Origin of the sequence: Magnetospirillum fulvum, assembly GCF_900108475.1 — a bacterium.
GTDB classification, from domain to species: Bacteria; Pseudomonadota; Alphaproteobacteria; order Rhodospirillales; family Magnetospirillaceae; genus Phaeospirillum; species Phaeospirillum fulvum_A.
Genome location: NZ_FNWO01000003.1, coordinates 110299 through 133303 on the forward strand (window position 1 = coordinate 110299; position 23005 = coordinate 133303).

General features: G+C 67.5%; 22 protein-coding genes and 1 tRNA gene. 4 read left to right on the top strand and 19 right to left on the bottom strand.

Going from position 1 to position 23005, the window contains the following annotated elements:
- Positions 1-147: 147 nt before the first annotated feature.
- From BLW40_RS04485 to BLW40_RS04510, 6 genes are all read right to left on the bottom strand, one after another.
- On the bottom strand, positions 148-906 hold the full coding sequence (locus tag BLW40_RS04485) for a cobalt-precorrin-6A reductase (RefSeq protein ID WP_074765977.1): 759 nt from the start codon (positions 904-906) through the stop codon (positions 148-150).
- Positions 896-1972, bottom strand: coding sequence for a tricarballylate utilization 4Fe-4S protein TcuB (gene tcuB, locus BLW40_RS04490; RefSeq protein ID WP_074765978.1), 1077 nt, complete (start codon positions 1970-1972; stop codon positions 896-898). Before tcuB ends, BLW40_RS04485 begins: the two co-directional genes overlap by 11 nt.
- Complete coding sequence (gene tcuA, locus BLW40_RS04495) at positions 1959-3263, bottom strand: FAD-dependent tricarballylate dehydrogenase TcuA (RefSeq protein WP_244511050.1); 1305 nt, start codon at positions 3261-3263, stop codon at positions 1959-1961. The genes tcuB and tcuA overlap by 14 nt, the downstream gene beginning before the upstream one ends.
- A gap of 23 nt (positions 3264-3286) precedes the next feature.
- Positions 3287-5377 carry a sensor histidine kinase gene (locus BLW40_RS17870; RefSeq protein ID WP_244511051.1) on the bottom strand — a complete coding sequence of 697 codons (2091 nt, stop codon included), beginning with the start codon at positions 5375-5377 and terminating at the stop codon, positions 3287-3289.
- 137 nt (positions 5378-5514) lie between these two features.
- Positions 5515-7260, bottom strand: coding sequence for an AMP-binding protein (locus tag BLW40_RS04505; protein WP_074765982.1), 1746 nt, complete (start codon positions 7258-7260; stop codon positions 5515-5517).
- A 166-nt stretch (positions 7261-7426) separates the two neighbouring features.
- Positions 7427-8629: an SGNH/GDSL hydrolase family protein gene (locus BLW40_RS04510; protein ID WP_074765984.1), complete on the bottom strand. Its 1203-nt coding sequence runs from the start codon at positions 8627-8629 to the stop codon at positions 7427-7429.
- Positions 8630-8705: 76 nt separating this feature from the next.
- On the opposite strand from BLW40_RS04510, the gene BLW40_RS04515 reads away from it, so the two are divergent.
- Positions 8706-9107 carry an HIT domain-containing protein gene (locus tag BLW40_RS04515; protein WP_074765987.1) on the top strand — a complete coding sequence of 134 codons (402 nt, stop codon included), beginning with the start codon at positions 8706-8708 and terminating at the stop codon, positions 9105-9107.
- A gap of 17 nt (positions 9108-9124) precedes the next feature.
- Here the strand turns inward: BLW40_RS04515 and BLW40_RS04520 are convergent, their stop codons facing one another.
- From BLW40_RS04520 to BLW40_RS04535, 4 genes are read right to left on the bottom strand one after another with little or no spacing between them, the layout of a single operon-like run.
- Complete coding sequence (locus tag BLW40_RS04520) at positions 9125-10468, bottom strand: dihydroorotase (protein WP_074765989.1); 1344 nt, start codon at positions 10466-10468, stop codon at positions 9125-9127.
- 37 nt (positions 10469-10505) lie between these two features.
- Positions 10506-12266: an asparagine synthase (glutamine-hydrolyzing) gene (gene asnB, locus BLW40_RS04525; RefSeq protein WP_074765991.1), complete on the bottom strand. Its 1761-nt coding sequence runs from the start codon at positions 12264-12266 to the stop codon at positions 10506-10508.
- Positions 12266-13294, bottom strand: a complete 1029-nt coding sequence (locus tag BLW40_RS04530) for a glycosyltransferase (RefSeq protein ID WP_170834525.1) — start codon at positions 13292-13294, stop codon at positions 12266-12268. The genes asnB and BLW40_RS04530 overlap by 1 nt, the downstream gene beginning before the upstream one ends.
- A complete protein-coding gene (locus tag BLW40_RS04535; RefSeq protein WP_074765993.1) occupies positions 13291-14313 on the bottom strand; it encodes a glycosyltransferase in 1023 nt (340 codons plus the stop codon). The genes BLW40_RS04530 and BLW40_RS04535 overlap by 4 nt, the downstream gene beginning before the upstream one ends.
- An 89-nt stretch (positions 14314-14402) precedes the next feature.
- On the opposite strand from BLW40_RS04535, the gene ygfZ reads away from it, so the two are divergent.
- The 3 genes from ygfZ to BLW40_RS04550 all read left to right on the top strand — a co-directional run bounded on the left by ygfZ (position 14403) and on the right by BLW40_RS04550 (position 17592).
- A complete protein-coding gene (gene ygfZ, locus BLW40_RS04540) occupies positions 14403-15305 on the top strand; it encodes a CAF17-like 4Fe-4S cluster assembly/insertion protein YgfZ (RefSeq protein WP_074765994.1) in 903 nt (300 codons plus the stop codon).
- A 62-nt stretch (positions 15306-15367) separates the two neighbouring features.
- On the top strand, positions 15368-16102 hold the full coding sequence (locus BLW40_RS04545; protein WP_074765996.1) for a response regulator: 735 nt from the start codon (positions 15368-15370) through the stop codon (positions 16100-16102).
- Positions 16099-17592, top strand: coding sequence for a sensor histidine kinase (locus BLW40_RS04550; protein ID WP_074765997.1), 1494 nt, complete (start codon positions 16099-16101; stop codon positions 17590-17592). The genes BLW40_RS04545 and BLW40_RS04550 overlap by 4 nt, the downstream gene beginning before the upstream one ends.
- Positions 17593-17678: 86 nt before the next feature.
- On the opposite strand, the gene BLW40_RS04555 is transcribed toward BLW40_RS04550, so the two are convergent.
- The 9 genes from BLW40_RS04555 to hisG all read right to left on the bottom strand — a co-directional run bounded on the left by BLW40_RS04555 (position 17679) and on the right by hisG (position 22926).
- A tRNA-Phe gene (locus BLW40_RS04555) sits at positions 17679-17754 on the bottom strand.
- A 52-nt stretch (positions 17755-17806) separates the two neighbouring features.
- Complete coding sequence (locus tag BLW40_RS04560; protein ID WP_074765999.1) at positions 17807-18001, bottom strand: DNA gyrase inhibitor YacG; 195 nt, start codon at positions 17999-18001, stop codon at positions 17807-17809.
- Positions 17998-19137 (bottom strand): ribonuclease E/G, encoded by a 1140-nt coding sequence (locus BLW40_RS04565; RefSeq protein WP_074766001.1) that lies wholly within the window; start codon positions 19135-19137, stop codon positions 17998-18000. The genes BLW40_RS04560 and BLW40_RS04565 overlap by 4 nt, the downstream gene beginning before the upstream one ends.
- Complete coding sequence (locus tag BLW40_RS04570) at positions 19130-19720, bottom strand: Maf family protein (protein ID WP_074766003.1); 591 nt, start codon at positions 19718-19720, stop codon at positions 19130-19132. The genes BLW40_RS04565 and BLW40_RS04570 overlap by 8 nt, the downstream gene beginning before the upstream one ends.
- 7 nt (positions 19721-19727) lie before the next feature.
- Positions 19728-19946, bottom strand: a complete 219-nt coding sequence (gene infA, locus BLW40_RS04575; protein ID WP_002726865.1) for a translation initiation factor IF-1 — start codon at positions 19944-19946, stop codon at positions 19728-19730.
- A 90-nt stretch (positions 19947-20036) separates the two neighbouring features.
- Positions 20037-20486 (bottom strand): arsenate reductase ArsC, encoded by a 450-nt coding sequence (locus tag BLW40_RS04580; RefSeq protein WP_280139893.1) that lies wholly within the window; start codon positions 20484-20486, stop codon positions 20037-20039.
- A 3-nt stretch (positions 20487-20489) separates the two neighbouring features.
- A complete protein-coding gene (locus BLW40_RS04585) occupies positions 20490-20963 on the bottom strand; it encodes a UPF0262 family protein (RefSeq protein ID WP_074766005.1) in 474 nt (157 codons plus the stop codon).
- Positions 20963-22261, bottom strand: coding sequence for a histidinol dehydrogenase (gene hisD / locus BLW40_RS04590; protein ID WP_074766007.1), 1299 nt, complete (start codon positions 22259-22261; stop codon positions 20963-20965). The genes BLW40_RS04585 and hisD overlap by 1 nt, the downstream gene beginning before the upstream one ends.
- Positions 22261-22926, bottom strand: a complete 666-nt coding sequence (gene hisG / locus BLW40_RS04595) for an ATP phosphoribosyltransferase (RefSeq protein ID WP_074766009.1) — start codon at positions 22924-22926, stop codon at positions 22261-22263. Before hisG ends, hisD begins: the two co-directional genes overlap by 1 nt.
- Positions 22927-23005: the final 79 nt, after the last annotated feature.

Sequence of the window (23005 nt, forward strand, 5' to 3'; positions counted from 1 at the left end):
ATACACAGGATCGACAGAAGCAAGAGCCGAGCCATCGAGCAAAAGGCCTATATTTCAAGGCGTTGCTGGAAATGGCGAGCAAAAAGTGTAAGGAATCCTGACACGGATGCGGGTTCGGATCGCCGGGATGAGCCGACGGTCGCCCCCTCATCCTTCTGCCGGGATCGTCGCTTCCAGCCATGCCATCGCCTCGGCCACCGTTCCGACGGTGGGCAGATCGGGGCGGCGGGGGCGGCGGCGCATCACCACCCGAACCCCCAAAGCGCGGGCGGCGGCCAGCTTGGACTCGGTGGCGGTGCCGCCACTGTTCTTGCAGACGATGGTGTCGATCCGGTGCGAGGACAGCAGCGTCCGCTCGTCCTCCAGCCCGAACGGCCCACGCGCCAACAGGATTTCGGCCTGGGCAAAGGGCGGCATCGGCTCGGGCCGATCGACCGAGCGGATCAGGAACCAGACATCGTCCAGTCGGGCGAACGGCTCCAACTCCTGACGGCCCAGCGCCAGCAGCACCCGCCGCGAGCGGGCGGCGACCAGGGCGGCGGCCTGCTCCCAATCCTCGACCTCGTCCCAATGATCGCCGGGGACGGTCTGCCACGCCGGACGCTCCAGCCGTAGCAGCGGCAGGCCACAGGCGGCGCAGGCGGCGGCGGCGTTCCACCCCATCCGTGAGGCGAAGGGATGGGTGGCATCAATCACCGCCGCGACGGTGGGGCGGGCACGGAGCCATGCCTCCAATCCCTCGGGGCCGCCAAAGCCACCGATACGGACCTCGCCGGCGGGGCGGCGCGGGCTGGCGGTGCGCCCGGCCAGCGAAGAGACCGGAGTGAAACCGGACCGGTCGGCGAGGGCGGCGGCGAGGGCATAGCCTTCGGTGGTGCCGCCGAGAATCAGAACCTCAACGCTCATCGTTGCGTCGCTCCAGAGCGGCCCGCAGCAAGGCGGCGGCGCGGTAGGGGGCATGGGCGAACTTGCCGTGGGGCAGGGCGACGAAAAAGCCGATCACCGTTCCCAGATGCAGGGCGAGGAGAATGCCCATCGCCGGGCTGTCCCGCAAGGCCAGCAAGACCAGACCGCTTGCCGCCATCGCGACCAGTTGACCCAGCAGCAGACGGCCGGATTGCACCGCCGCCGGGGCGATGGGGGCGGGGTCGGCTCCCTGCTTCAGCGCCAGCAGACCCAGCGATCCGGCGATCAGACCCAGCCCGCCCAGGCTGCCCAGAATGACGGGCAGGCTGAGGACGGGATAGGGCGCTTCCAGCCCGAGCCAATGGTGATACAGCGTTGCGACCATTGTCGAGGCCAGACAGAGCAGAAAGCCGCCGAGAACCAGATGGTGGAAGCGCTTGCGCCAAAACGAGGGGAGGCCGTTGCCGTCGTCGCAACCGACCCCGCCGCCGTCAAGGTTCCGGAGCAGAATCGCGTCGCGGAGCGCCTCGGGGCAAGCGGCGCGCATCTCGGCGCCGCGTGCTCCGCCTCCGGCGCGCCAGAACCGCACCAATCCCACCCCCAGCGCCAGCAGCGACCAGCCCAGCGGCAAGGCGGCGGCCAAGCTCATCGTTGCCCACGGGATCACCCGATAGAACGCTCCCGGCCCGGTATGGGCGGCAAACAGACTTTCGCCCGGCACCAGCAGCAGCACCAGCAGCACCGGCAGCAGGCTTACCGCCAACGTCAGCAGGCCAAGATGAGCGATCGGACGCGGCCAGGCCAGTTCGGTCTGCGACAGCAGGCGCAGTTCGGCCAACACCAGCGGGACATTTACGGCAAAGGGATGCGGCGGCGCGTACTGGCAGGCTTGCCAGCAATTGCGGCAGTTGTGGCACAGATGGGCGAGGGTGGCGAGGTCTCCGTCGCTGAAGATGCGGTGACGCTCGGCGGCACGGAACAGCTCGCAATAGCCGTTACAGTAATTGCAGACATTGCACAGCCGCAGTACCCGCCGCGCTTCCTCGCGCGGATCATCCAAGCGCATGCTCCGCCGCCTCCTCTCCGGCGATTCGTCCGAACACGGCCCCGATCGTCAGGGCCGCCCCGGCAAGATAGCCGGTCCCGATCACGTTGGGAGCCATAATCATGCCCGCCGCGAACAGACAGCCGAGCGGTTCGCCGTCGGGGGTCAGAACGCGGGAATGGTCGTCGATTCTGACGCCGTAACAGGTAAAGGTGAGGCCGGGGCGGATTGGGACGGTGAAAAACGGCGCTCGGGTCACCCGCCCCGAATCCGCTGCCGATGCCGCCAGATCGGCGATGGGGACGGCCAGAAAGGCGGCAAGCGCCTCCAGGCTTTCAACCCGGATCGGTTCGACGATCGCGGGGGGGACGCGATCGACCGCGTCTGCATCCCAGACCGCATGGGCGATCCGGCCGGGCAAGGCCGCGACCCGTCGTCCCCATTGCGCATAGCGGGTCGGGCCGGTGATCGTGGTCTCGTCCTCGAAGCGCTTACCGTCGCGGTCGATCGCGATGCCCAGATCCAGCCCATCGACGCGGGTGACGATGCCGCCATCGGCCTCGGTCAGCCGACCATCGACGGCAACCAGATGACAGGCACCGGGGGTGCCGACGCTGGCCGCCCCCAGATCGAACAGGGCACGCAACGGCTCGCCCGCCGCGAACGGGGTGCCGCGGACGATCAGTTCGGCCGCGTCGTCTCCCCATTGTTCGGCCAGCCAGACCGGGTTGGCCTGATAGCCGCCGCTGGCGACCACCACCGCCCTGGCCCGGACCGTCCGGGTGCCGCCCGCTCCGTCGGCCAGCGTCACGGCTCCGTCGCGGCTCAGGCCGATCACATGGCTGCGATGGCGGATGTCGATTCCCAGCCGGGTCGCGGTGGCATACAGGGTGTTGATCATCGCGGTCCCGCCACCCAGGAAAAAGGCGGTCTTGCGCGACCAGGGCAGACCGCCGCAAGCGATGGTCTGGAACGCCACCCCTTGCGCCGCCAGCCAGTCGGGAACAGCGGCCGAGCGACGGATCAACAGCCGCCCCAGCGCCTCGTCGCCCGCTCCCTCGGCGGCCTTGGTCAGGTCGGCATGGAAATCGGCTTCGTCGTAACTGCCGGGAAACAGCGGCGAGGGGGCGCAATGCATGATCCGCAGATTGCGCGAATGGCGGGTGTTGCCGCCGCGATTCTCGGGCGGAGCCCGGTCGAGCAGAATCACCGACGCTCCGGCGCGGCGGGCGGCGATCGCGGCGCACAAAGCGGCGGTGCCGCCGCCGATAACGACGACGGCACCAACCGGCAGGTCAGGGGACGGCGGCACCGGCGGGGTCATCGCGGGCGGGGTCAGGCTGGGTCTGCCGTCGGCAGGGTGAAGAAGAAAGTGCTGCCCGCGCCGGGAACCGAATTGACCCAGATCCGCCCGCCGTGGCGCTCGACGATCTTTTTGCAGATGGCCAGGCCGATCCCGGTGCCTTCAAAGCTCTCGCGGGTGTGCAGCCGCTGGAAGATGCCGAAGATGCGGTCGAAATATTGCGGGTCGATGCCGATTCCGTTGTCGGCGACGGCGATCGTCACCTCGCCGCCATGGCGTTCGGCCGACACCGTCACCCGGACCGACCGCGACGGTTCGCGGTACTTGATCGCATTGTCGATCAGGTTCTGGAGCAGCCGGACCAGTTCGTCGGGATCGCCGGTAACTTTGGGCAAAGGCGGGGTGGGCAGGACGATGTCGACCCCGCTTTCCGCGATCTTCAGCGCCAAGGCGCGGAAGACCCGATCGGTCAGAACGCCGAGATCGACCGTCTGCATCGGCTTGCAGATCCGGCCGATCCGCGAATAATCGAGCAGGTCGAGCACCAGCCGGTCCATCCGCGCCGCGCCTTCGCGGGCAAAGGCGATGAAATCCAGCCCGTCTTGGTCCAGCCGGTCGCCATAGCGCCGCCCGAGCAGATCGACGAAACTGGCGATCATCCTGAGCGGTTCGCGCAGATCGTGGCTGGCGACATAGGCGAATTGTTCGAGTTCGGTGTTCGAGCGGGCCAGTTCCTCGGCCTGATGGCGGAGCGATTCGTCGGCCTGACGGCGTTCGGTGATGTCTTGGACGGTACCGAGTATCTCGCCGCCGCCGGTTGGCTGCGACGAAATTTCTGCCCGCAGCCTGATCCAGGTCACCGTTCCGTTGATCAGCAGGCGGTGTTCGATGTCGAGCGGCCGTCCCTGCCGGGTCTGTCGCACCGCGTCAAGCACGCGGTCGCGGTCCTCGGGATGAATCCGTTCCAGCACATCCTCGCGCCGGATCGGTCCGCCAATCGGCAGGGCGAACAGGCGGCGGGCTTCGTCCGAGCAGGTCAGGGACAGTTCGGGCAGGCGAGCCTGCCAGCTTCCCACCCGCGCCACCGCCTGGGCGCGGTTGAGCCCGGCCTCGCTGGCGGCGATCCGGATCCATGCCGCCGCCTCGGCCCGCATGTGGCGCAGCAGCACCAGAGCGGCAGCGGTGATCAGGAAAAGGCAGGCGGCGATTACCCCTTCCATCCGCCGGGTCTGTTCCCGCCATGGCTTTAAAGCGGTCTCGACCGGCAGGGTGGCGACGATGGTCAGGTCAAAGCGTTCCAGTCGGCGAAAGCTCGACAGACGCTCGAGTCCATCTTGCGGCGAGATCGAGATCGTGGAGCCGAACGTCTTGCCGTCCGACAGCAGAGGGGAAAGGGAGGCGATATCGACCTTGTTGCCGACCGCGCCCTCAATTGCGGGGTGGCGGACCAGGACGGTGCCGTCGCCCCGCAGCAGGGTAAAGACGATCTTGTTGTCGTGATCGAGCGAGCGGAAAAAGGCGGAATAGATCGCCGGGTCAAGGCTGATCAGCGCGACCCCGCCAAAGCTGCCATCCGGCTGGGATACCCGGCGGGAGAACGGGATCACCGTCGCGTTGGCGATCTTGCCGAAGACCGGCGCGCCCAGAAAAGGCTCTTCCGACGAATTGTCGCGGTGATGCTGGAAATAATCGCGTTCGGTCAGGGAGACCTGACCGGGGTCGGCGGCGTGACTGTGCAGGCGCAGCCCCCCCTTGTTATCAATCAGGACCAATCGTGGCTTGGCAGCCATCGAGTCGGATACATCGTTCAGAATCCGCCATAACAGCGGGTCGCGCGGGATGGTGCGCCAGTTCGGATTGGCCCCCAGCAGGGCGACGATGGTCCGCAGGGCCAGATCGCCGCTTTCGATCTTTCCATTGATCTCGATGCTGGCCAGTTCAACCTGGGAGCGCAGGTGGCTTTCTGCCATGTTCACGGTATTGCGGCGGTCGGTGGTGGTCGATTGGAAGAACCACAGCCCGATCAGGGTGACACAAACCAGCCAGATTCCCACCAGCCACCCTTGCCGGGACGAGAGAACCCGGCGCAGGCCGGGGGGAAGCGGAGGGCTGGAGAGCGGCACGACGGACTCCAAATGAAAACACCGTCCATCGTGGCGGCGTCATCTCTATCCGATGCTAAAGCCGTTTCCACGGAAAGGGAACCGGCTCAAGGATGTCTGCCCGAGGCCGCTCGGGTTTCGAAACGGGTTTTTGCCCTTCAGACCTCGGCGCACGGGCTGGACAAGGGCAACGGGTCGATGTCCTCCGGTTCCTCGACCGCCTTGGCCTTCAGAACCCGGCGCATGATCTTTCCGGCAATGGTCTTGGGCAATTCCGGAATGAAATGCAATTCGCGCGGAGCCATCGCCGACCCCAATTCCTGGCGAGCAAAGGCCAGAACCTCGGCTCGCAGCGCGTCTCCAGCCTGGAATCCCGGGTTGAGCGAGGCGAACGCCACCGGGACTTCGCGCAGCAGCAGGTCGGGCTTTCCCACCACGCCGACTTCGGCCAGGGCCGGGTGATTCATCAGCAGCCCCTCGACCTCGAAGGGGCCGATTTGCAGCCCGCCACATTTGATCATGTCGTCGGCGCGTCCAACGAACCAGTAATAGCCATCGGCATCGCGCCGGACCAGATCGCCGGTCAGATACCAGCCGTCGTGCAACCCCGCACCGAGCAGGACGCCGTTGCCGACATAGCCGGACAGCATCGAGGGCCAACCCGGCCGAATCGCCAGTTCGCCGACGATGTCGGGAGTCTCGATCACCTCGAGATGCGAGCCTTCGCGCTTGACCACCGCCGCGTGGATGCCGGGAAGAACCCGGCCCATGCTGCCGGGACGCTGGGTCTCGCTCGGGCAATTGGCGATCGCGACCGAGCCGATTTCGGTCTGCCACCACGTATCGAGAAAGGGGACGCCCAGCGCCTTTTGCCCCCACAACACCGCCTCGGTGTTGAGCGGTTCGCCGACGCTGGCGGCGACACGCAACGAATTGCTGCGATAGGACCGGGCCAGCGCCGCGCCATAGCGCATCATCGCCCGGATTGCGGTGGGTGTGGTGTACCAGGCGGTGACCTTCTCGTCGGCCAGGATGCCGTACCAGCGCCGCGGATTGATGTCGGCCTCGTCGGCCAGCACCGTTGCGCCACAGGCCAGCGGCGCGATCACGCCATAGGCGGTATTGGTGATCCAGCCGGGATCGGCGGTGCACCAGAAAATGTCGTCGGGCTCAAGGCCGAACAATTCGCGTCCGGTGATCAGATGGGCCAGCATGGCGCGATGGGACTGGACCACGCCCTTCGGCGTGCCGGTGGTGCCGCTGGTGAAATGGAGCAAAGCGGGATCGGTCGGCCGGGTCGCGATGGCGGCGGCGGGGCTGGCGGCCTCGACCAAAGTGGTGAAATCGAGACAATCCTCGGGCGGAACGGTGCGGACACCATCCTCGCCGACCAGCAGAACATGGTGGAGATCGGGCAGGGCGGCCCGGCTGGCCGCCACCTTGCGGGCATAAAGATCGTCGGCGACGATCAGCACCTTGGCCTGGGCCAGCCCAAGGCGCGAGCGGATCGGCCCCGGTCCGAAGGTCGCGAACAGCGGGCAATAGACCCCGCCCGCCTTCAGCACGCCCAGGGCGGAGACGAACAATTCCGGCACCCGGCGCAACAACACCGCGACGGTATCGCCCGGCTGGAGTCCGAGGCCGATCAGCACCGCGGCAAGACGGCTGGAGCGGTCGGCCAGTTCGGCATAGCTGATGTCGCGCTGTTGCATCCGCGGACCCAGGCAGCGCACCGCGATCCGCTCGCCTTGACCGGCGGCGAGATGACGATCGCTACAGGCGGCTCCGATATTGAAGCCGCCGTCGGGATGGGTACAAAGCTCTTCCCGCAACTCGTCCCATCGCGAGGTGGGACCGGCGGAGGCGCCTTCGTTCACGGTGTCACTGGACTTCGACGAAGCCATGGCTTTATCCCGCTTTTGACGATGACGGAGGGCGGACAAACGTCAGGCCCGGGGCGGACGTGTATTCCCTGTAAGAACCATTCTGGTCGTGGCGGCAACAGCACGCAACGTATGGAAACGCAGGGCACCGATGCGCCGGAACCGGGTGTCGGAGACTCATGTCCGGTCAGGGAGACGGGGTAGGGGGCGCGGTTGGCGGCGGCGGCGGAGGAGGAAGATGTCCCTCCGCCAGGATCGCCTGAGCGATTTTGTCGCCGATCGCCTTGTTCAACCGGGGGGAATAATGAATCGGGTCGATATAGGCGTTGCCCTCGGCCGGTTCGAGTTCGGCCAGCCACAGCAATCCCCGCTCCCACAATTGCCCCTGCGACCGCTGCTGCGCCATCAGCGGATAGCCTCGGGCCGAGTTCATGTGATAGCCCAACATCTCTTCCTGGACCGGGAAGGGGCGCTTGCGGTTGTCATAGGCATAGGTCGGCACCGGCTGCTGGACGAACAGCGCCTTGAACCCGATCCGCTCGGCGGTGGCGTCGATGATGCGGCGGTTGGTGTCGAGACGGTGGGCGACCTTGGCGACATCGCCCTCGCCGGTGCAAAAACTGCCCCATTCGCGCACGATCACCGCTTTGTCGCCGCCCAAGTGACGGGCCAGATGGACCAAATTCGACCGCCGCGACAATTCGATCAGGATCGGCACCCGCGCGCGGACTTGCGCCAGTTGGGCCAGCCGCTCGGTCCAGGCGCTGACGTCGGGAATTGTGCAGTAATAGAAATCGTTGATTCCATCGACGAAGACGGCGACGTCGGGCTTGATCCCGGCGGTCAAAAGCCGGTCCAGCGCGATCCGTTCCTGGGTCGAATAATACGAGAAGACGCCGAAATTGAACACCTGAACGTCGCTACGCCCGGCGGCTTTCAGCGCCTGCTCGACATAAGCGGGGATGGTTTCGTCGTCGCCGACACCAAAGCCCAATGTGGTCGAGCCGCCAAAGACGAACACCTTGGGCCCCGCCGCCCTGAGATCGCCCGGGGATGCTCCGTTCAGGCGATAGCCGTCCTCGACGATATTGAAATGGCGGCTCTGATACGGGGGCATCCGGAATTCGACGAACGGGCTGTAGACGGTATCGGCCTGACGCCATGCTTCGGAGACGATCTCGCGATAGCGGGCGGGAGAGTCGGTGTCGAACAGCTTGCGGATATTGTCGTCGGTGTCGGGTACGGTAAAAAGGGGCCGCTTGTCGCGCAATTGTTTCAAAATGAGGCCCGCACCATATTCGGCGGCGGCGATAAAGATCACCGCCGAAAGAAGCGTCACCGCCACGGTGGAAAACACTCGACCGAACAGATTGGAGCGGGTAGGACGCATCAGGCCGGGCCTCGAAATGATTGCTCACCCTGATACCGCGAATGCGCCTTGTTGCGCAATGAGGAGACGGTACGAAATGTTTGAACTCCATCCGAAATTGTTTGCCGACACCATTCCGCTCGCCGAGTGGCCATTGTGCCGCGTTCTTATGATGAACGAACGGACTTATCCCTGGTTGATTCTGGTGCCGCGCCGGGCCGATATCTCCGAAATCGGCGAGCTTGAGGCCGCCGACCGCGCTTTGCTGATCGAAGAGATTGCCCGCTTGTCCGGCATCGTCCGCGCCCGTCTGTCGCCCGACCGGATCAACGTCGCCGCGCTCGGCAACGTCGTGTCGCAGCTCCACGTCCATGTCATCGCCCGGTTCAAGACCGATCCGGCCTGGCCGCGCCCGGTGTGGGGGGCGCAGCCGGTCGTGCCTTACAGCGACGGTGAACTGGATCGCCAGGCCGGTCTGTGGAGCGCGGCCCTGGAATAACCGGGGCGACGTCCGCGTCAGGTGCGGGGCGGCGGGGCTTCGTGAAAGCGGATCGGCTCGCCAACGGGCTGGCCCAGCAACTGGCCGTCGCGCATCACGGTGCGGCCGCGCAGGATGGTGGCGATCGGCCAGCCGGTGACCCGTTTGCCATCGAACGGGGTCCAGCCGCAGCGGCTGGCGATCCAGTCGTTGGTGATGGTCCGCTCCGCCTTCAGATCGACCACGGTGAAGTCGGCGTCATAGCCGATTGCGATCCGCCCCTTACCGGCGATACCGAAAATCCGGGCCGGTCCGGCGCTGGTCAGATCGACCAGCCGTTCCAGCCCCAGCCGACCTTCGGCGACATGGTTCAGCATGATCGGCACCAGGGTCTGGACCCCGGTCATTCCCGACGGGCTGGCGGGATAGGGCTGGTCCTTTTCCGCCAGGGTGTGCGGCGCGTGGTCCGAGCCCAGCACATCGACGATCCCGCCCGCGATCGCCGCCCACAGCGCGTCGCGATGGCGGGCGTCGCGGATCGGCGGGTTCATCTGGGCCAGGGTGCCCAGCCGTTCATAGCAGTCCGGTGCGGCCAGGGTCAGGTGCTGTGGCGTCGTCTCGACCGTCGCCCAATCCTTATGGTGGCCGAGAAAGTCCATTTCCTCGGCCGAGGTGACGTGCAGGACATGGACCCGTCGCCCGGCCCGCTCGGCCAGACCGACCAGCCGCTTGGTCGCGATCAGTGCGGTTTCGGCATCGCGCCAATGCGGATGGGCGCGGGGATGGCCCTCGGCCTCGGCGAGCGAACGGCGCTGACGCAGCCGGGCTTCGTCCTCGCAATGAACCGCGACGCGGCGGGTTCCCGCTTCCAGCACGGCTTGCAGGGTGGCGTCGTCCTCGACCAGCAGGCTACCGGTGCTCGATCCCATGAACACCTTGATGCCAGCGCAGCCGGGCAGGCGCTCCCATTCGGCCAGATGGACGACATTGTCCGCCGCCGCCCCCAGATAGAAAGCGTGATCGACCCAGGCCCGCCCCTTGGCGCGGGTCAACTTGTCGGCAATCGCCTCGGCCGTGGTGGTCGAGGGGCGGGTGTTGGGCATCTCGAACACGCCGACGACACCGCCCAGCGCGGCGGCGGCGGTGCCGCTCTCCAGATCTTCCTTATGCTCGGCCCCCGGCTCGCGGAAATGGACCTGACTGTCGATCACGCCGGGCAGCACGGTCAGCCCGGTCAACTCGACATCCTCGATTGCGCTGGCGGCGAACAGGTCGCCGATCGCGGCGATGCGGCCGTCGCGGATGCCGATGTCGGTGCGGACGATCCCGCCCGGAGTGACGACAGTGCCGTGGCGCAGGATCAGATCGAAGAGAACGGTCATCGGCGGCCTCGGGGGCAGGGGGAGAAACGAAGCGGCATCATACCCCATCGCCCAGCAGCGCGGCCACGTCGCCATCGGCGGGACGGCCCAGGATGTGACGGCGATGCCACAAAGCGTAGAACAGCAGGGTCCAGCAGGCAAATCCGGTGCTCTTGTCGCAGCGGGCGAACAGCGCCTCGACCGCGCCGGGGCGGCAGATTTCGGCGATGCCGGGCTGGCGTGCCAGCAGCGGCCCGATCTCGGGACGCTTGGCGATCCATTCGGCCACCGGAACGGTAAAGCCGCGTTTCTTGTCGAACGGCCGGGCCTGGGGCAGGGCGCGGTCGAGCCAGTGCCGCAGCAGCCACTTGCCCAGTCCGCCTCTCACCTTCATCCGGTCGGGCAGGCGGAAGGCGAACTCGGCCAGCACCGGGTCGAGGAACGGCACCCGTCCCTCGATGCCGTGGGCCATCAGGCAGCGGTCGGCCTTGGACAGCAGATCGTGGGGCAGCCAGTCGGCGCAATCGGCCGCCTGCGCGGCCTGGAGGCGGCTGCGGTTCTGGCCGGATTCAGCCCGGACGATCGCGGCAAAGCGGTCGCGCCAGCCCTCGGCGACGCCGTCCCGCAAGACGTCCAGCCCGTCAAAGCTGCCGGAGCGGCGCATCGCGCGGGCCAGCGGCCACGGCCGGGCGGCGTGGCGGTGGCGGCCATAGCCCGCGAACAATTCGTCGCCGCCCTCGCCCGACAGGATCACCTTGACCTCCTTGGCGGCCTCGCGGGCCAGCTTGAAAGTCGGCAGACAGGCGTAATCGGCGGCGGGATCGTCCATGCAGGCGGCGATCTGGGGCAGCAGGGTCCAGAAATCGGCCTCGGTGAACTCGATTTCGATATGTCTGGCCCCGACGCTTTGGGCCAGGGCGCGGGCGTGGGCGCGCTCGTCATGAGCGCCGGTGCCGGGGAATCCGGCGGTAAAGGCCAGGATGCCGCGCGGATTGAGGCGGGCCATCAGCGCCAGCACCGCCGAGGAATCGATTCCCCCCGACAGGAACATGCCATAGGGGACGTCGGAGCGTTGGTGCAGCTCGACCGTCTCGGTCAGCAGGGCATCAAGCGTCTCCAGCAGCGCTTCGGGCTTGCCCGGAACCGGCGGACCGGGGGGGAGGGCGGGGCGGTGGCGGGTGGCGACGATCCGGCCGCGCTCGACCACGATAGTCTCGCCGGGGGCGACGCGGCGAATGCCCCCAAAGATCGTGTCGGTTCCGCTGGTGAACTGCATCTGGAGCAGTTCGGCCCGCGCCACCGGCTCGACCTGGGCTTCGACCAGACCGGCGGCGATCAGGGCGGCCGGTTCGGAGGCGAAAGCCAGCCCCCACGTCCCTTCGGCCAGATAGAGCGGCTTGATCCCGAACGGATCGCGCGCCAACACCAGCCGGTCGGCGGCGACATCGTGGATCGCCAGCGCGTACATCCCCCGCAACGCGGCGACGAACTCCAGCCCCTGCTGGCGATAGAGGTGCAGCGGCGGCTCGCTGTCCGAGCCGGTGGCGAAGCGCTGCCCCGGCATTGCCGCTTTCAGTTCGAGGTAATTATAGATCTCGCCATTGGCGACAATCGCATTACCCGCCTCGTCATAGATCGGCTGGCGGCCCCCGGCCAGATCAATGATCGACAGCCGGTTCTGGATCAGTCCGACCGAGCCCTGGACATGGCGTCCGCGTCCGTCGGGGCCGCGATGGGCCAGGGCGTTGGCCAGCCGGTCGAGGATTTCCGCCGCCGGGGCGGTTCCATCCACCGTCATCAGTCCGGCGATCCCGCACATCAGCGTTTCACCCGCGCGAAGAACTCGACATAGCGCGCCACCACCGCTTTCTCGGTGAAGTCGGCATCGAAGGCGGCGCGTCCGGCCTGGGCCAGGGCGGCGGCCTGGGCCGGGTCGGCGCGCAGATGGGCGATCGCGGCGGCCAGCGCCGCATCGTCATCGACCGGGACCAGCAGACCGTCCTCGCCGCTGTGGATCAACTGGCTTGGCCCCTGCGAGGCGGCGGCGATCACCGGGCGGGCGGCGGCCCAGGCTTCGAGCACGACATTGCCGAGCGGCTCATGCCGCGACGGGCAGACGAACAGATCGGCCGAGGCCAGCAGCCTTGCCCCGTCGTCGCGCCAGCCAAGGAAGCGGACCCGATCGGCGATCCCCAGCGTTGCGGCCAGCGCTTCCAGTTCGGCCCGCAACGGTCCTTCTCCCGCCAGCCACAGAAAGGTGCCCTCGATTTGGGCCAGGGCGCGGAGCAGCACGTCGAACCCCTTGTTGGGGTGCAGCCGTCCCAGCGCGACGATCAGCGTTGCGTCGGCGGGGGTGTCGAACGCCTCTCGCGGCAGGGGGACTGCGGGGCCGGGATCGGCGGCGAAATTGGGCAGGTAATGGACCCGCTCGGCAGGCCAGCCCTGCTCGGCGATCCAGGAACACAGATCGGGGGTGTTGGCGGCGAGATGGTCGCAGGTGCGGTAATATTTGAGATCGTAATAGCCGCCCAGCCGTCCGACCCGGACGACGTTGCCTGCGGGCAGGAAGCGGGCGGCGCGGTTCATCCAGGCCAGGGCGATGTCGGGGCCAAAGTCGCGCGCGGCGGCGCTCGCGCGGCGGCGGGTCAACAGGTCGAGCGCTCCGCCAAAGCCCAGTTCGGTGACCTCCAGCCCGGCGGCGCGCAGCCGGGCGGCCCGTTCGGCATCCTTGCGGATCAGCAGACGCTGGACGATCCCGGCCCGGGCCAGTGCCGGGGCCAGCCGTTCGAAAAACGCTTCGGCCCCGCCGTGGCGGGCTCCGGCCATCATCTGCAACAACCGGGTCACGAAATCCACCCTTCCAGCACGCTGGCGGCGTTGTCCCACGTGCGGTTGCGGTAAAGGCCCTTGGCCTCGCGGCTCAATACCCCCTGAAGCGCGCGGTCGGTCAGCAGCAGCAGGGCCAGATTGGCAAAGGATTCATCGTCGGGGACGACATAGGCCGAGAGTCCGTTGGCGACCCGTTCGAGTGCCGCCCCCAGCGGCCGCACCACCGCCGGGCAGCCGCAGGCCTGACTTTCCATCAGGGTGAAGCAGCCCATGTCGTCGGCATGGCCGGGATGAAGATGGACGCAGGCCCCGGCGAACAGTGCCGCCATGCCGGGATCGGGCTGGGGCCGGACGATCCGTACCCCTTGGGCGCGGGCGGCCAGGGCGCGGTCGATCACCGGGCGCAACGCGCCTTCGGCCTCGTCGCCCGCCTCGGCCCGGGCCAGGATCGTCGAACAGAGCACCAGTTCGGCCTGGGGCGCAGCGGGGTGAATCCGGTTTTGCCACAGATCGAGGATGGTTTCGAGCCCATGGGCGGGATGGGTGGTGACGATCGCATAAGGCGGGTCGGCCGGGTTGGGCGTGGCGGCAAGGTAGGACTCGGCCACCGCCGGGGGTAACAGCCCGGCGGCAAGGCCGCGCCGTTCGAACTGGGCCGCCTGGGCTTCGGCACTCAGCAGCAGCAGGGGCGCGAAAGTGTCGAGGGCGGCGCGGGCAGGGGCGCGTTCCAACAGCCGCCCCGGACCGGTGATCCACAGCACGCGGCGGTCGGCCAGCCGGACGAAGTCGAGCAGCGCCGGTTGGCGAAAAGCGATCAGGACGTCGGTGCGCGGCGGCTTGCGCGCCGAGAGCGGATCCCACCGCACCCCTTCGATATCGGCGCCATAGGGGGTGGCGGTGAAGGCCCGCACGCTGTGGCCGCGTCGGGCCAGCGCGGCGGCCAGGGCGGCGAACGCCTTTTCCGCCCCGCCCAGCGGCCGGGTTGCGGCGCTGAGGCCGTCGAAGGGGATGGACTGGTCCACCAGGGTGATATGCATCGTCCGTTCCTTATAAGGCCGCCGATCGGGCTTGTCATCCCAGGCGCTTTGTCCCACCCTTCGAGGGGATTGTCGGGAAAGGGTTTATCATGACGGAACAGCGTTTCGTGCGTCTGGAACGGCGCGCCATCATCGCGATCGGCGGCGACGATCGCCGGACCTTCCTTCAAGGGCTGATCTCGAACGACGTCACCCGACTATCGCCCGAGCGCGCCCTGTTCGCGGCGATGCTGACGCCCCAGGGCAAATTTCTGTTCGATCTGTTCCTGGCCGAGGCGGCGGACGGATCCTTCCTTGTTGATACCGAGGCGGATCGGGCCGAGGCCCTGGTCCGCAAGCTGACCCTGCACCGGTTGCGCGCCAAGGTGACAATCGAACCGGTCGCCACCCTGTCGGTCTATGCCGCCTGGGGCGAGGGCGCCGCCGCCCGGCTGGGTCTGCCCGAAGCCGCCGGGTCGGCCGCGCCGGTCGCGGGCGGGATCGCCCTGGTTGATCCCCGTCTGGCTGCTGCCGGGGCGCGGCTGCTGTTGCCCGAGGGGGGCGAGGCGGCCCTGATCGCCGCCGGGTTTGCTCCCGGCAGTGTCGAGGATTGGGACCGCGCCCGGATCGCTCTCGGCCTGCCCGACGGTGCCCGCGACATGGAGCCGGAAAAGGCGTTGCTGCTCGAAAATGGCTATGAGGAACTGGCCGGGGTCGATTTCGACAAGGGCTGTTACATGGGCCAGGAACTGACGGCGCGGACCCGCTATCGCGGTCTGATCCGTAAACGGTTGATGCCGGTGGTCATTTCCGGCCCAACTCCGGCTCCGGGAGCGATCGTCCGCCATGGCGAGGCCGAGGCGGGCGAAATGCGCTCCAGCGCGGGCGATCTCGGTCTGGCCCTGATCCGGCTGGAGGCGTTTCGGGCCTCGGGCGGGCAGGGGCTGCATTGCGGCGAGGCAACCCTGACCGCCAGCCGCCCCGACTGGGCCAAATTCCCCGAGACGGAGTAGCTGTTACCATCGGTTACCCAAAACCAACCGACTTGGCTCGGTGCGGAACGGTATAAAACGCCATGGAACCCGGACCTCACATTCTGGTGGTCGATGACGACCGCGAAATCCGCGATCTGCTGGCGCGCTTTCTTGCCCGGCATGGTTTGCGAGTCACCACTGCCCGCGACGGCGCCGAAATGCTGCGCCTGCTCGACGAGCGGAAGATTGATCTGGTGGTGCTCGACCTGATGCTGCCGGGCGAGGACGGTCTGGCCCTGACCCGGCGGCTGCGCGAGGCGCGCTCCTCGATCCCGATCGTAATGCTGACGGCGATGGGCGAGGACACCGACCGCATCGTCGGGCTGGAGATGGGGGCCGACGATTACGTCGCCAAGCCGTTCAATCCGCGCGAGTTACTGGCCCGGATCAAGGCGGTGCTGCGCCGGGTCCAGGGCGGCGGCGGCGAGGGCGAGGGCGAGGCGGCCTCGGCCGGTGCCAACAAGCTGCGCTTCGAAGGTTGGATACTCGATCTCGCCACCCGCGATCTGCTGTCGCCCGAGGGCGTGATGATCGGTTTGTCGGCGGGCGAGTTCGGATTGTTGCAGGTGTTCGTCGAGCATCCGCGCCGGGTGCTGTCGCGCGATCAATTGCTTGATTTCGCCCGTGGCCGTACCGCCGCGCCGTTCGACCGCAGCATCGACATCCAGGTCAGTCGTCTGCGCCGCCGTCTCGGCGACGATGCCAAGGATCCGCAACTGATCAAGACCGTGCGCGGCGGCGGCTATCTGTTCACCGCTCAGGTCGATCGGGTATGACCCCCCGCCGGGTCCGGCGTTGGCTTCGCTGGCCGGACACGGTTCTGGGGCGTACCGCTCTGGTGTTGGTGCTGGCGCTGCTGCTGTCGGTGGCGACGGCGGTGATGCTGTTCGAAAGCCAGCGCCAAGAGGCGTTGGAGGCGATCGGCGGACGCAATGCCGCCGAGCGGGTCGGCGGTCTGGTCGCAATTGCCGAACAGACCGATCCCGACCGCCGTCACGGCACGCTGCGCCGACTCGATACCCCCCGCTTCCGGGTCGGCTGGGGCACCCGTCCGGTGGTCGAGAACGACGAATCCTTCGGTCTGGCCGCCTTTGTCCGCGACACCCTGCAAACCGGGCTGGAAGGGCGCGAGATTCGGGTCTCGTCCCGTCCCGGCCCGGTCGGCGGTCCCGATACCGGGATGTTTGGGCGTGGCGGCCGTGCTCGCGACGATGATCGCCCGCCGCAGGAGGCCGAGCCGTTTCCGCCGCCGGGCGAGGGGCCGTCTTTCGCTCCGCCTGGGGCGGAATCGCTGCGCCCCCCCTCGCTCAACCGTCCTCATCACATGATCGGCCCGGCGCTGCGGATTTCGGTCCGGCTGGATGACGGTTCGTGGCTGAACGTGCTGGCCCCGCTCGATCCGGGTGTCTCGCTGTGGCGGCCGCGCTTTGTCGCGCCGCTGTTGCTGGGGCTGGTGCTGGTGACGCTGGCGGCGCTGGTCGCGGTGCGCAAGGCGACCTTGCCGTTTGCCGTCTTCGCTGCCGCCGCCGAGCGGCTGGGGGTCGATGTCGGCGCACCGCCGCTGGCGGTGACCGGCCCGCGTGAGGTCCGCCGCGCCGCCCATGCCTTTAACGTGATGCAGGACCGGATCGTCCGTTTCGTGCAGGACCGCACCCAGATGCTGGCGGCGATCAGTCACGATCTGAAGACGCCGATCACCCGGCTTCGCCTGCGCGCCGAGTTCATCGAGGATGACGAGCAGCGGGCAAAGATGCTGGCCGATCTCGCCGAGATGGAACAGATGATCGCCTCGACCCTGGCCTTTGCCCGCGACGATGCTGCCAGCGAGCCGCGTCAGCGTCTCGACCTCGCCACGATGGTTCAGGGAATGCTGGAAGACCTCGAGGATATGGGCGTCGCCTGCTCCTATACCGGGCCGGACAGTCTGGTGATCGCGGCGCGGCCGGTGGCACTGAAGCGCGCCATCGCCAATCTGCTCGACAATGCGGTCAAGTATGGCGGCCGGGCCGGAGTCGGGCTGACCACCGGCGGTGGCGAGATTCTCCTTACCATCGACGATGACGGCCCCGGTATTCCCGAGGACTCGATGGAGCGGGTGTTCGCGCCGTTCTTCCGACTGGAAACCTCGCGCTCGCGCGATACCGGCGGCACCGGATTAGGGCTGGCGGTGGCGCGGGCCGCGATCCGCGCCCATGGCGGCGACATCACCCTGGCCAACCGTCCCGAAGGCGGTTTGCGCGCCACCCTCAGCCTGCCTCAAGCGTAAAGAGGCGGGGCAAAGTCGCTTAGACGCCTGATTTCAATCGACACAAATGGAAACCCCCTAGAACCGTTAGGTTCCAGGGGGTTAAATGGTGCCCAGGGGCGGAATCGAACCACCGACACTGCGATTTTCAGTCGCATGCTCTACCAACTGAGCTACCTGGGCAGGTCGCTCTCCGTGAAGAGGAGGCGCTTATAGATGATGATTTGGGGGTCGGTCAAGCCCCTCTCGACGAAAAAACGTCATCTTGTGCATTTTCTTCGGAGGTCTCGTCGGTTTCGACCCGATAGACCCCGCCCAGCCAGCGATGCAGGTCGACATCGGCGCAACGCTTCGAGCAGAACGGGCGCAGGGCGGGCGCGGCGGACGCGCCGCAAATCGGGCAGGCGGGGGCGGACGGGGCTTCGGTCATCCGGGTATCTCCTCGATCGAACTATCCTCACGGGCCCGACCGGGATCGGCGCGGACGGGCAGGGGACGGCACAGGCGCGCCTCGGCCTCGGCCAGGGCGTCGGAACGCCGGGCCAGGGCCGTTGCCACCTCGGGGGCGACAACCAGCCTGAGCGGCCGTCCAGGGCGGCAGGCGGCCTCGGCCAGGGCCAGACGCAGGGCGGCCAGCGCCGCCGTCTCGGGCGTCGGCAGGGTCGGGCGGTCGCACAGCAGTTCAGCCAAGGCCAGGCCGCGCCGTTCGCGGGTCAGTTCGACCAGCCCCAGCCGCGACACCCCAAAGATCTGGGTCGGCACCGGGTCGGCCGCAACCGCTTCTTTCAGCGCGTCGGCGAGACGGTGGGGCGCGTCACGCCGGACCGAGACGAAATCAATCACCACCTGCCCGCCGATCCCACGCAGGCGGAGATGGCGGGCGATCGCGGCAACCGCCTTGCGGTTGGCCTCGTCGGCGCGGCCACCGCCCGAATCGATGTCGATCGCGGTCAGCGCCGCCGTGCTCTCGATTGTCATCCGCCCGCCGCCCGCCAGCGGCACCTCGGCGGCCAGGGCGGATTCAATCTCTTCCTCGACGCGGTAAAGCCCGAACAGCGGCCCGTCGCGATGGTGCTCGGCCAGAGCGGGCGCCAGCGCCTTTGCCTCGGCCAGGGCGGCGGGATCGTCAACCCGCACCCGGCGGATTGCGGGATGGGCCGCCAACAGCCGTTTGAGCGTCGCTGGGCGCGATATCAGCGCCGGGGCCTTGGTTGCGCCCGGAACGGCGAGATCGCCCGCCAGCGGTGACAGCAGCGGTCCTTTGCCCGCGCGGGCCTCGGCCCGGACCGCAACCGCGACCGCCGCCCCCTCGGACAGGCCCAGCGCCGCCGCACCGGGCAGGAAGCCGGGGCGGTCGCCGGTGCCGATCTCGACAAAGGCGGCGTTCAAGCCGCGGTCAAGCGCGACGACGCGGCCGAGAAAGCGTGATCCAAGGTGAAGGGTGGGGCGGTCGATCACCAGTTCGGTGAGGCGGCCCCGGGTCAGCAGGGCAAAGCGGCTTTCGCCCGGTCCCCACGACCAGAGAATTTCGTCGATGCCAAGCGGCGTCGCGCCCGGGTCAGTCACGCCACCCCAGGCCGTCGAGCAGCGAGCCGGTTTCGAACAGGGGCAGGCCGACGACGTTGGAATAAGAGCCGGAAAGCGCGCGGACGAAGCGCGCGGCGCGGCCCTGGATCGCATAGCCGCCTGCCTTGCCGTGCCATTCCCCGCTGGCGAGATAGGACTCGATCTCGGCCGGGAGCAGGCGCTTGAAGGTGACGGAGGTGGTGACCAGCCGCCGCCCGGTCCGCCCGTCGGGGCCGATCAGGCACAGCCCGCCCAGCACCCGATGCCGCCGTCCCGACAGCAGCGCGAGGCACTTGCGGGCGGTGGACTCGTCTTCGGCTTTGGGAAGGGTGCGGCGGCCGCAGGCGACCACCGTGTCGGCGGCAAGGACGAAACAGCCGGGGTGGCGTTCGGCCACCGCGCGGGCTTTCTGCTCGGCAAGCCGCCCGGCCAAGACCTGGGGCAGCTCGTCGCGCAAGGGGGTTTCGTCGATGTCGGCGGGGTCGATCCGGCCGGGGGCGATGCCGATCTGGTGCAGCAAATCGACCCGTCTGGGCGATGCCGAGGCCAGGACCAGCGCCGGGCGTCCGGCCGTCTCGATCATATCAATGCTACTTGTAGCGGAAGGTGATGCGGCCCTTGGTCAAGTCGTAGGGCGTCATTTCCACGTTGACCCGGTCGCCGGCAAGGACACGGATCCGGTTCTTGCGCATCTTTCCGGACGTGTGAGCAAGGATTTCATGTTCGTTGTCGAGCTTGACCCTGAACATGGCGTTGGGCAAAAGCTCCGACACCGTGCCTGAAAACTCGATTACATCCTCTTTCGCCATCTGGCCTCCATCCGGGTTCCCTGCTGCGCGGGAAGATAAGTGAGCGCTCGGTGCTGTTTGGTCAAGCGTTTTCACGTTATGTGAGGGTGTTTACTCGCGCGCCAGCCCCGGCGGGGGGAAGCGTTTGAGAATGCGCCGCTGTAATTCGTCACGAACGGCGCGGTAGGAATCGAGGCGAACCTCGCGGCTGGCCTCGACCAAAGAGGGGTCGAAGGTCGGCCAATATTCGACCTCGCAGGCATTGCCCCGCGTCAGGTCCACCGCCTTGTGCTGGGCTTCGGGCGACAGCGAGATCACCACGTCGAAGCTCTCATCTTCCAGCGCCCTGAAATCGCGCGGGCAATGGCGCGACAAGTCGATCCCGATTTCGTCCATCACCTGGACCATCAACGGATCGGTCTCGCCCGCACGGACACCGACCGATTGGACATAAAGCCGGGTGCCGTGCAGCCGCTTCATGATTCCTTCGGCCATCGGCGAGCGCAGCGCGTTTAAGGTACAGCAGAACAGCACGGCGGAGGGCAGCGGCGCGGGCTCCACCCCTTATCCCCGCACATGAAGGATGCAGATCAGGGTGAACAGCCGCCGCGCCGTGACGAAATCGAGCGCGATCCGCCCCTTCATTCGTTGGAGCAGCAAGGCCGCCCCCTCGTCATGGAGGGCGCGGCGGCCCTGGTCGATCGCCTCGATCTTCGAGGGCGGCGCGGTGCGGATCGCGGCGTAATAGCTTTCGCACACCAGGAAATAGTCTTTGACTAGCGACTGGAACGCCGTCAGCGGCAAGCCGACCTCGGTCAGCGGGATGTCGGCCCCGCTGCGGATGTCGAAGATCAGCCGGTTGTCCTCCAGCCGCAGCCGCAGCAGATAGGGACCAACAAAGTCCCCCTCTGGCGCGAAGCTGTTTTCCTCGATCAGGTCATAGATCGCTACGGCGCGTTCATGCTCGACCTCGGCCGAACGGCGGACCAGGGTTTTGTCGTCCAGGCGGATGTCGATCAACCGCTGGCGGTCTGGCATTACTCCGTTCCGATATTGAGCCTGATTCCCACCGACAATCCGTGCGCTCCCAGCCCTTCGGCCTCGGCCAGCCGTACCGCCGCCGGGCCTATAGCCCGCAGCGAGAGGGCGTCGCAGCCCAAGAGGGTGGTCCGCTTCATGAAGTCGAGCACGCCGAGACCCGACGAGAACCGCGCCGAGCGCGCCGTCGGCAACACATGGTTCGGCCCGCCGACATAATCGCCCACCGCTTCCGGGGTGAAACGGCCGAGGAAGATCGCCCCGGCATTGCGCACCCGCGCCGCCAGAGCTTCCGGTTCGGCCACCGCCAGTTCAAGATGCTCGGGCGCGATGCGATCGACCAGCGGCAGCGAGTCGGCCAGGGTCGGCACCACGATCACCGCGCCGTGACGGTCCCAGCTATCCCGTGCGATCGCAGCGCGCGACAGAGTCTTCAGATGCGACTCGACCGCCTGGGCGACCCGGCGGCCGAATTCGGCATCGTCGGTAATCAGAATGCTCTGGGCGGCGGTGTCGTGCTCGGCCTGGCTGAGCAGATCGGCGGCGATCCAGCCGGGATCATTGCCGTTATCGGCGACGACCAGAATCTCCGACGGTCCGGCGATCATGTCGATGCCGACGGTGCCGAACACCCGCCGCTTGGCGGCGGCGACATAGGCGTTGCCCGGTCCCACGATCTTATCGACCGGGCGGATGGTGGCGGTGCCATAGGCCAGCGCGCCGACCGCCTGGGCTCCGCCGACGCGGTAGATTTCGTCGATTCCGGCGATGCGGGCGGCGGCCAGCACCAGCGGGTTCAGCCGTCCCCCCGGCGAGGGCACCACCATCACCAGCCGTTCGACCCCGGCCGCCTTGGCCGGAATCGCGTTCATCAGCACCGAGGAGGGATAGGCGGCGGTGCCGCCCGGCACGTACAGACCGGCGGCCTGGACCGCGGTCCAGCGCAGACCGAGCCGCACCCCGGCCTCGTCGATGAAGTGATCGTCGCTCGGCACCTGACGGTGGTGGAAGGCGCGGATGCGGGCGGCGGCCAGTTCCAGCGCCGCCAGCAGATCGGGGTCGCAACTGGCGCAGGCGGCATCGACCTCGTCGGAGCCGATCGCCAGACCGGCGGCATTCAGTTCCAGCCGGTCGAACCGGGCGGTGTATTCGATCAAAGCGGCATCGCCACGACGGCGCACGTCGGCCAGGATCGCGGCGACCTGGGCATCGACGTCCTCGTCCGTCTCGCGCTTCATGTCGAGCAAGGCGGCGAACGCGGCTTCGAAATCCGGATCGGTAGAGGCGAGAGTCCTCATCAGGCTTGGGCTCCCCGGGCGCGGCGGAAGGCCTCGATCCAGCCGGACATTTCATCCGGTCGGGTCTTCAGCGCGGCGCGGTTGACGATCAGACGGCTGGTGACCTGGGCGATCACTTCGACTTCCTTTAGCCCGTTGGCCTTCAGCGTGGCTCCAGACGACACCAGATCGACGATCCGCGAACACAGGCCCAGGGTGGGGGCCAGTTCCATCGCCCCGTTCAGCTTGACGCATTCGGCCTGGACGCCGCGCCGGGCGAAGTGGCGGCGGGTGATCTCGGGATATTTGGTGGCGATGCGGACATGGCTCCACCGGCCGGGATCGTCGGTCGCGGCGATATCGTCCGGCTCGGCCACCGACAGGCGGCAGCCGCCGATGCCCAGATCGAGCGGGGCGTAAATCTCGGGATAGGAAAATTCCATTAGCACATCGTTCCCGGCAATTCCCAGGTGCGCCGCGCCGAACGCGACAAAGGTCGCGACGTCGAACGAACGCACCCTGATGATATCGATGTGGGGATGGTTGGTGGTAAAGCGCAACAGCCGGGAATGGGGATCGTCGAACGCGGCTTCGGGTTCGATCCCGGCGGCGCGGACCAGAGGCATCGCCTCGTCGAGAATCCTGCCCTTGGGCAGAGCGATCACCAATTTGTCTTGCTGGAGCACGATACGTCTTCCGAAAATTCGATCCTGGCGGGGCTCGATTTCTACAAGGTTTCGCCGGGCGGTGCCACCCTATGATGAG

Excerpts from the sequence above, each read along its gene's own strand:
- BLW40_RS04485 (WP_074765977.1), bottom strand. The coding sequence starts at position 906 with ATGAGCGTTGAGGTTCTGATTCTCGGCGGCACCACCGAAGGCTATGCC.
- tcuB (WP_074765978.1), bottom strand. The coding sequence starts at position 1,972 with ATGCGCTTGGATGATCCGCGCGAGGAAGCGCGGCGGGTACTGCGGCTG.
- BLW40_RS04505 (WP_074765982.1), bottom strand. The coding sequence starts at position 7,260 with ATGGCTTCGTCGAAGTCCAGTGACACCGTGAACGAAGGCGCCTCCGCC.
- BLW40_RS04510 (WP_074765984.1), bottom strand. The coding sequence starts at position 8,629 with ATGCGTCCTACCCGCTCCAATCTGTTCGGTCGAGTGTTTTCCACCGTG.
- BLW40_RS04515 (WP_074765987.1), top strand. The coding sequence starts at position 8,706 with ATGTTTGAACTCCATCCGAAATTGTTTGCCGACACCATTCCGCTCGCC.
- BLW40_RS04520 (WP_074765989.1), bottom strand. The coding sequence starts at position 10,468 with ATGACCGTTCTCTTCGATCTGATCCTGCGCCACGGCACTGTCGTCACT.
- asnB (WP_074765991.1), bottom strand. The coding sequence starts at position 12,266 with ATGTGCGGGATCGCCGGACTGATGACGGTGGATGGAACCGCCCCGGCG.
- BLW40_RS04535 (WP_074765993.1), bottom strand. The coding sequence starts at position 14,313 with ATGCATATCACCCTGGTGGACCAGTCCATCCCCTTCGACGGCCTCAGC.
- ygfZ (WP_074765994.1), top strand. The coding sequence starts at position 14,403 with ATGACGGAACAGCGTTTCGTGCGTCTGGAACGGCGCGCCATCATCGCG.
- BLW40_RS04545 (WP_074765996.1), top strand. The coding sequence starts at position 15,368 with ATGGAACCCGGACCTCACATTCTGGTGGTCGATGACGACCGCGAAATC.
- BLW40_RS04550 (WP_074765997.1), top strand. The coding sequence starts at position 16,099 with ATGACCCCCCGCCGGGTCCGGCGTTGGCTTCGCTGGCCGGACACGGTT.
- BLW40_RS04560 (WP_074765999.1), bottom strand. The coding sequence starts at position 18,001 with ATGACCGAAGCCCCGTCCGCCCCCGCCTGCCCGATTTGCGGCGCGTCC.
- BLW40_RS04570 (WP_074766003.1), bottom strand. The coding sequence starts at position 19,720 with ATGATCGAGACGGCCGGACGCCCGGCGCTGGTCCTGGCCTCGGCATCG.
- infA (WP_002726865.1), bottom strand. The coding sequence starts at position 19,946 with ATGGCGAAAGAGGATGTAATCGAGTTTTCAGGCACGGTGTCGGAGCTT.
- BLW40_RS04585 (WP_074766005.1), bottom strand. The coding sequence starts at position 20,963 with ATGCCAGACCGCCAGCGGTTGATCGACATCCGCCTGGACGACAAAACC.
- hisD (WP_074766007.1), bottom strand. The coding sequence starts at position 22,261 with ATGAGGACTCTCGCCTCTACCGATCCGGATTTCGAAGCCGCGTTCGCC.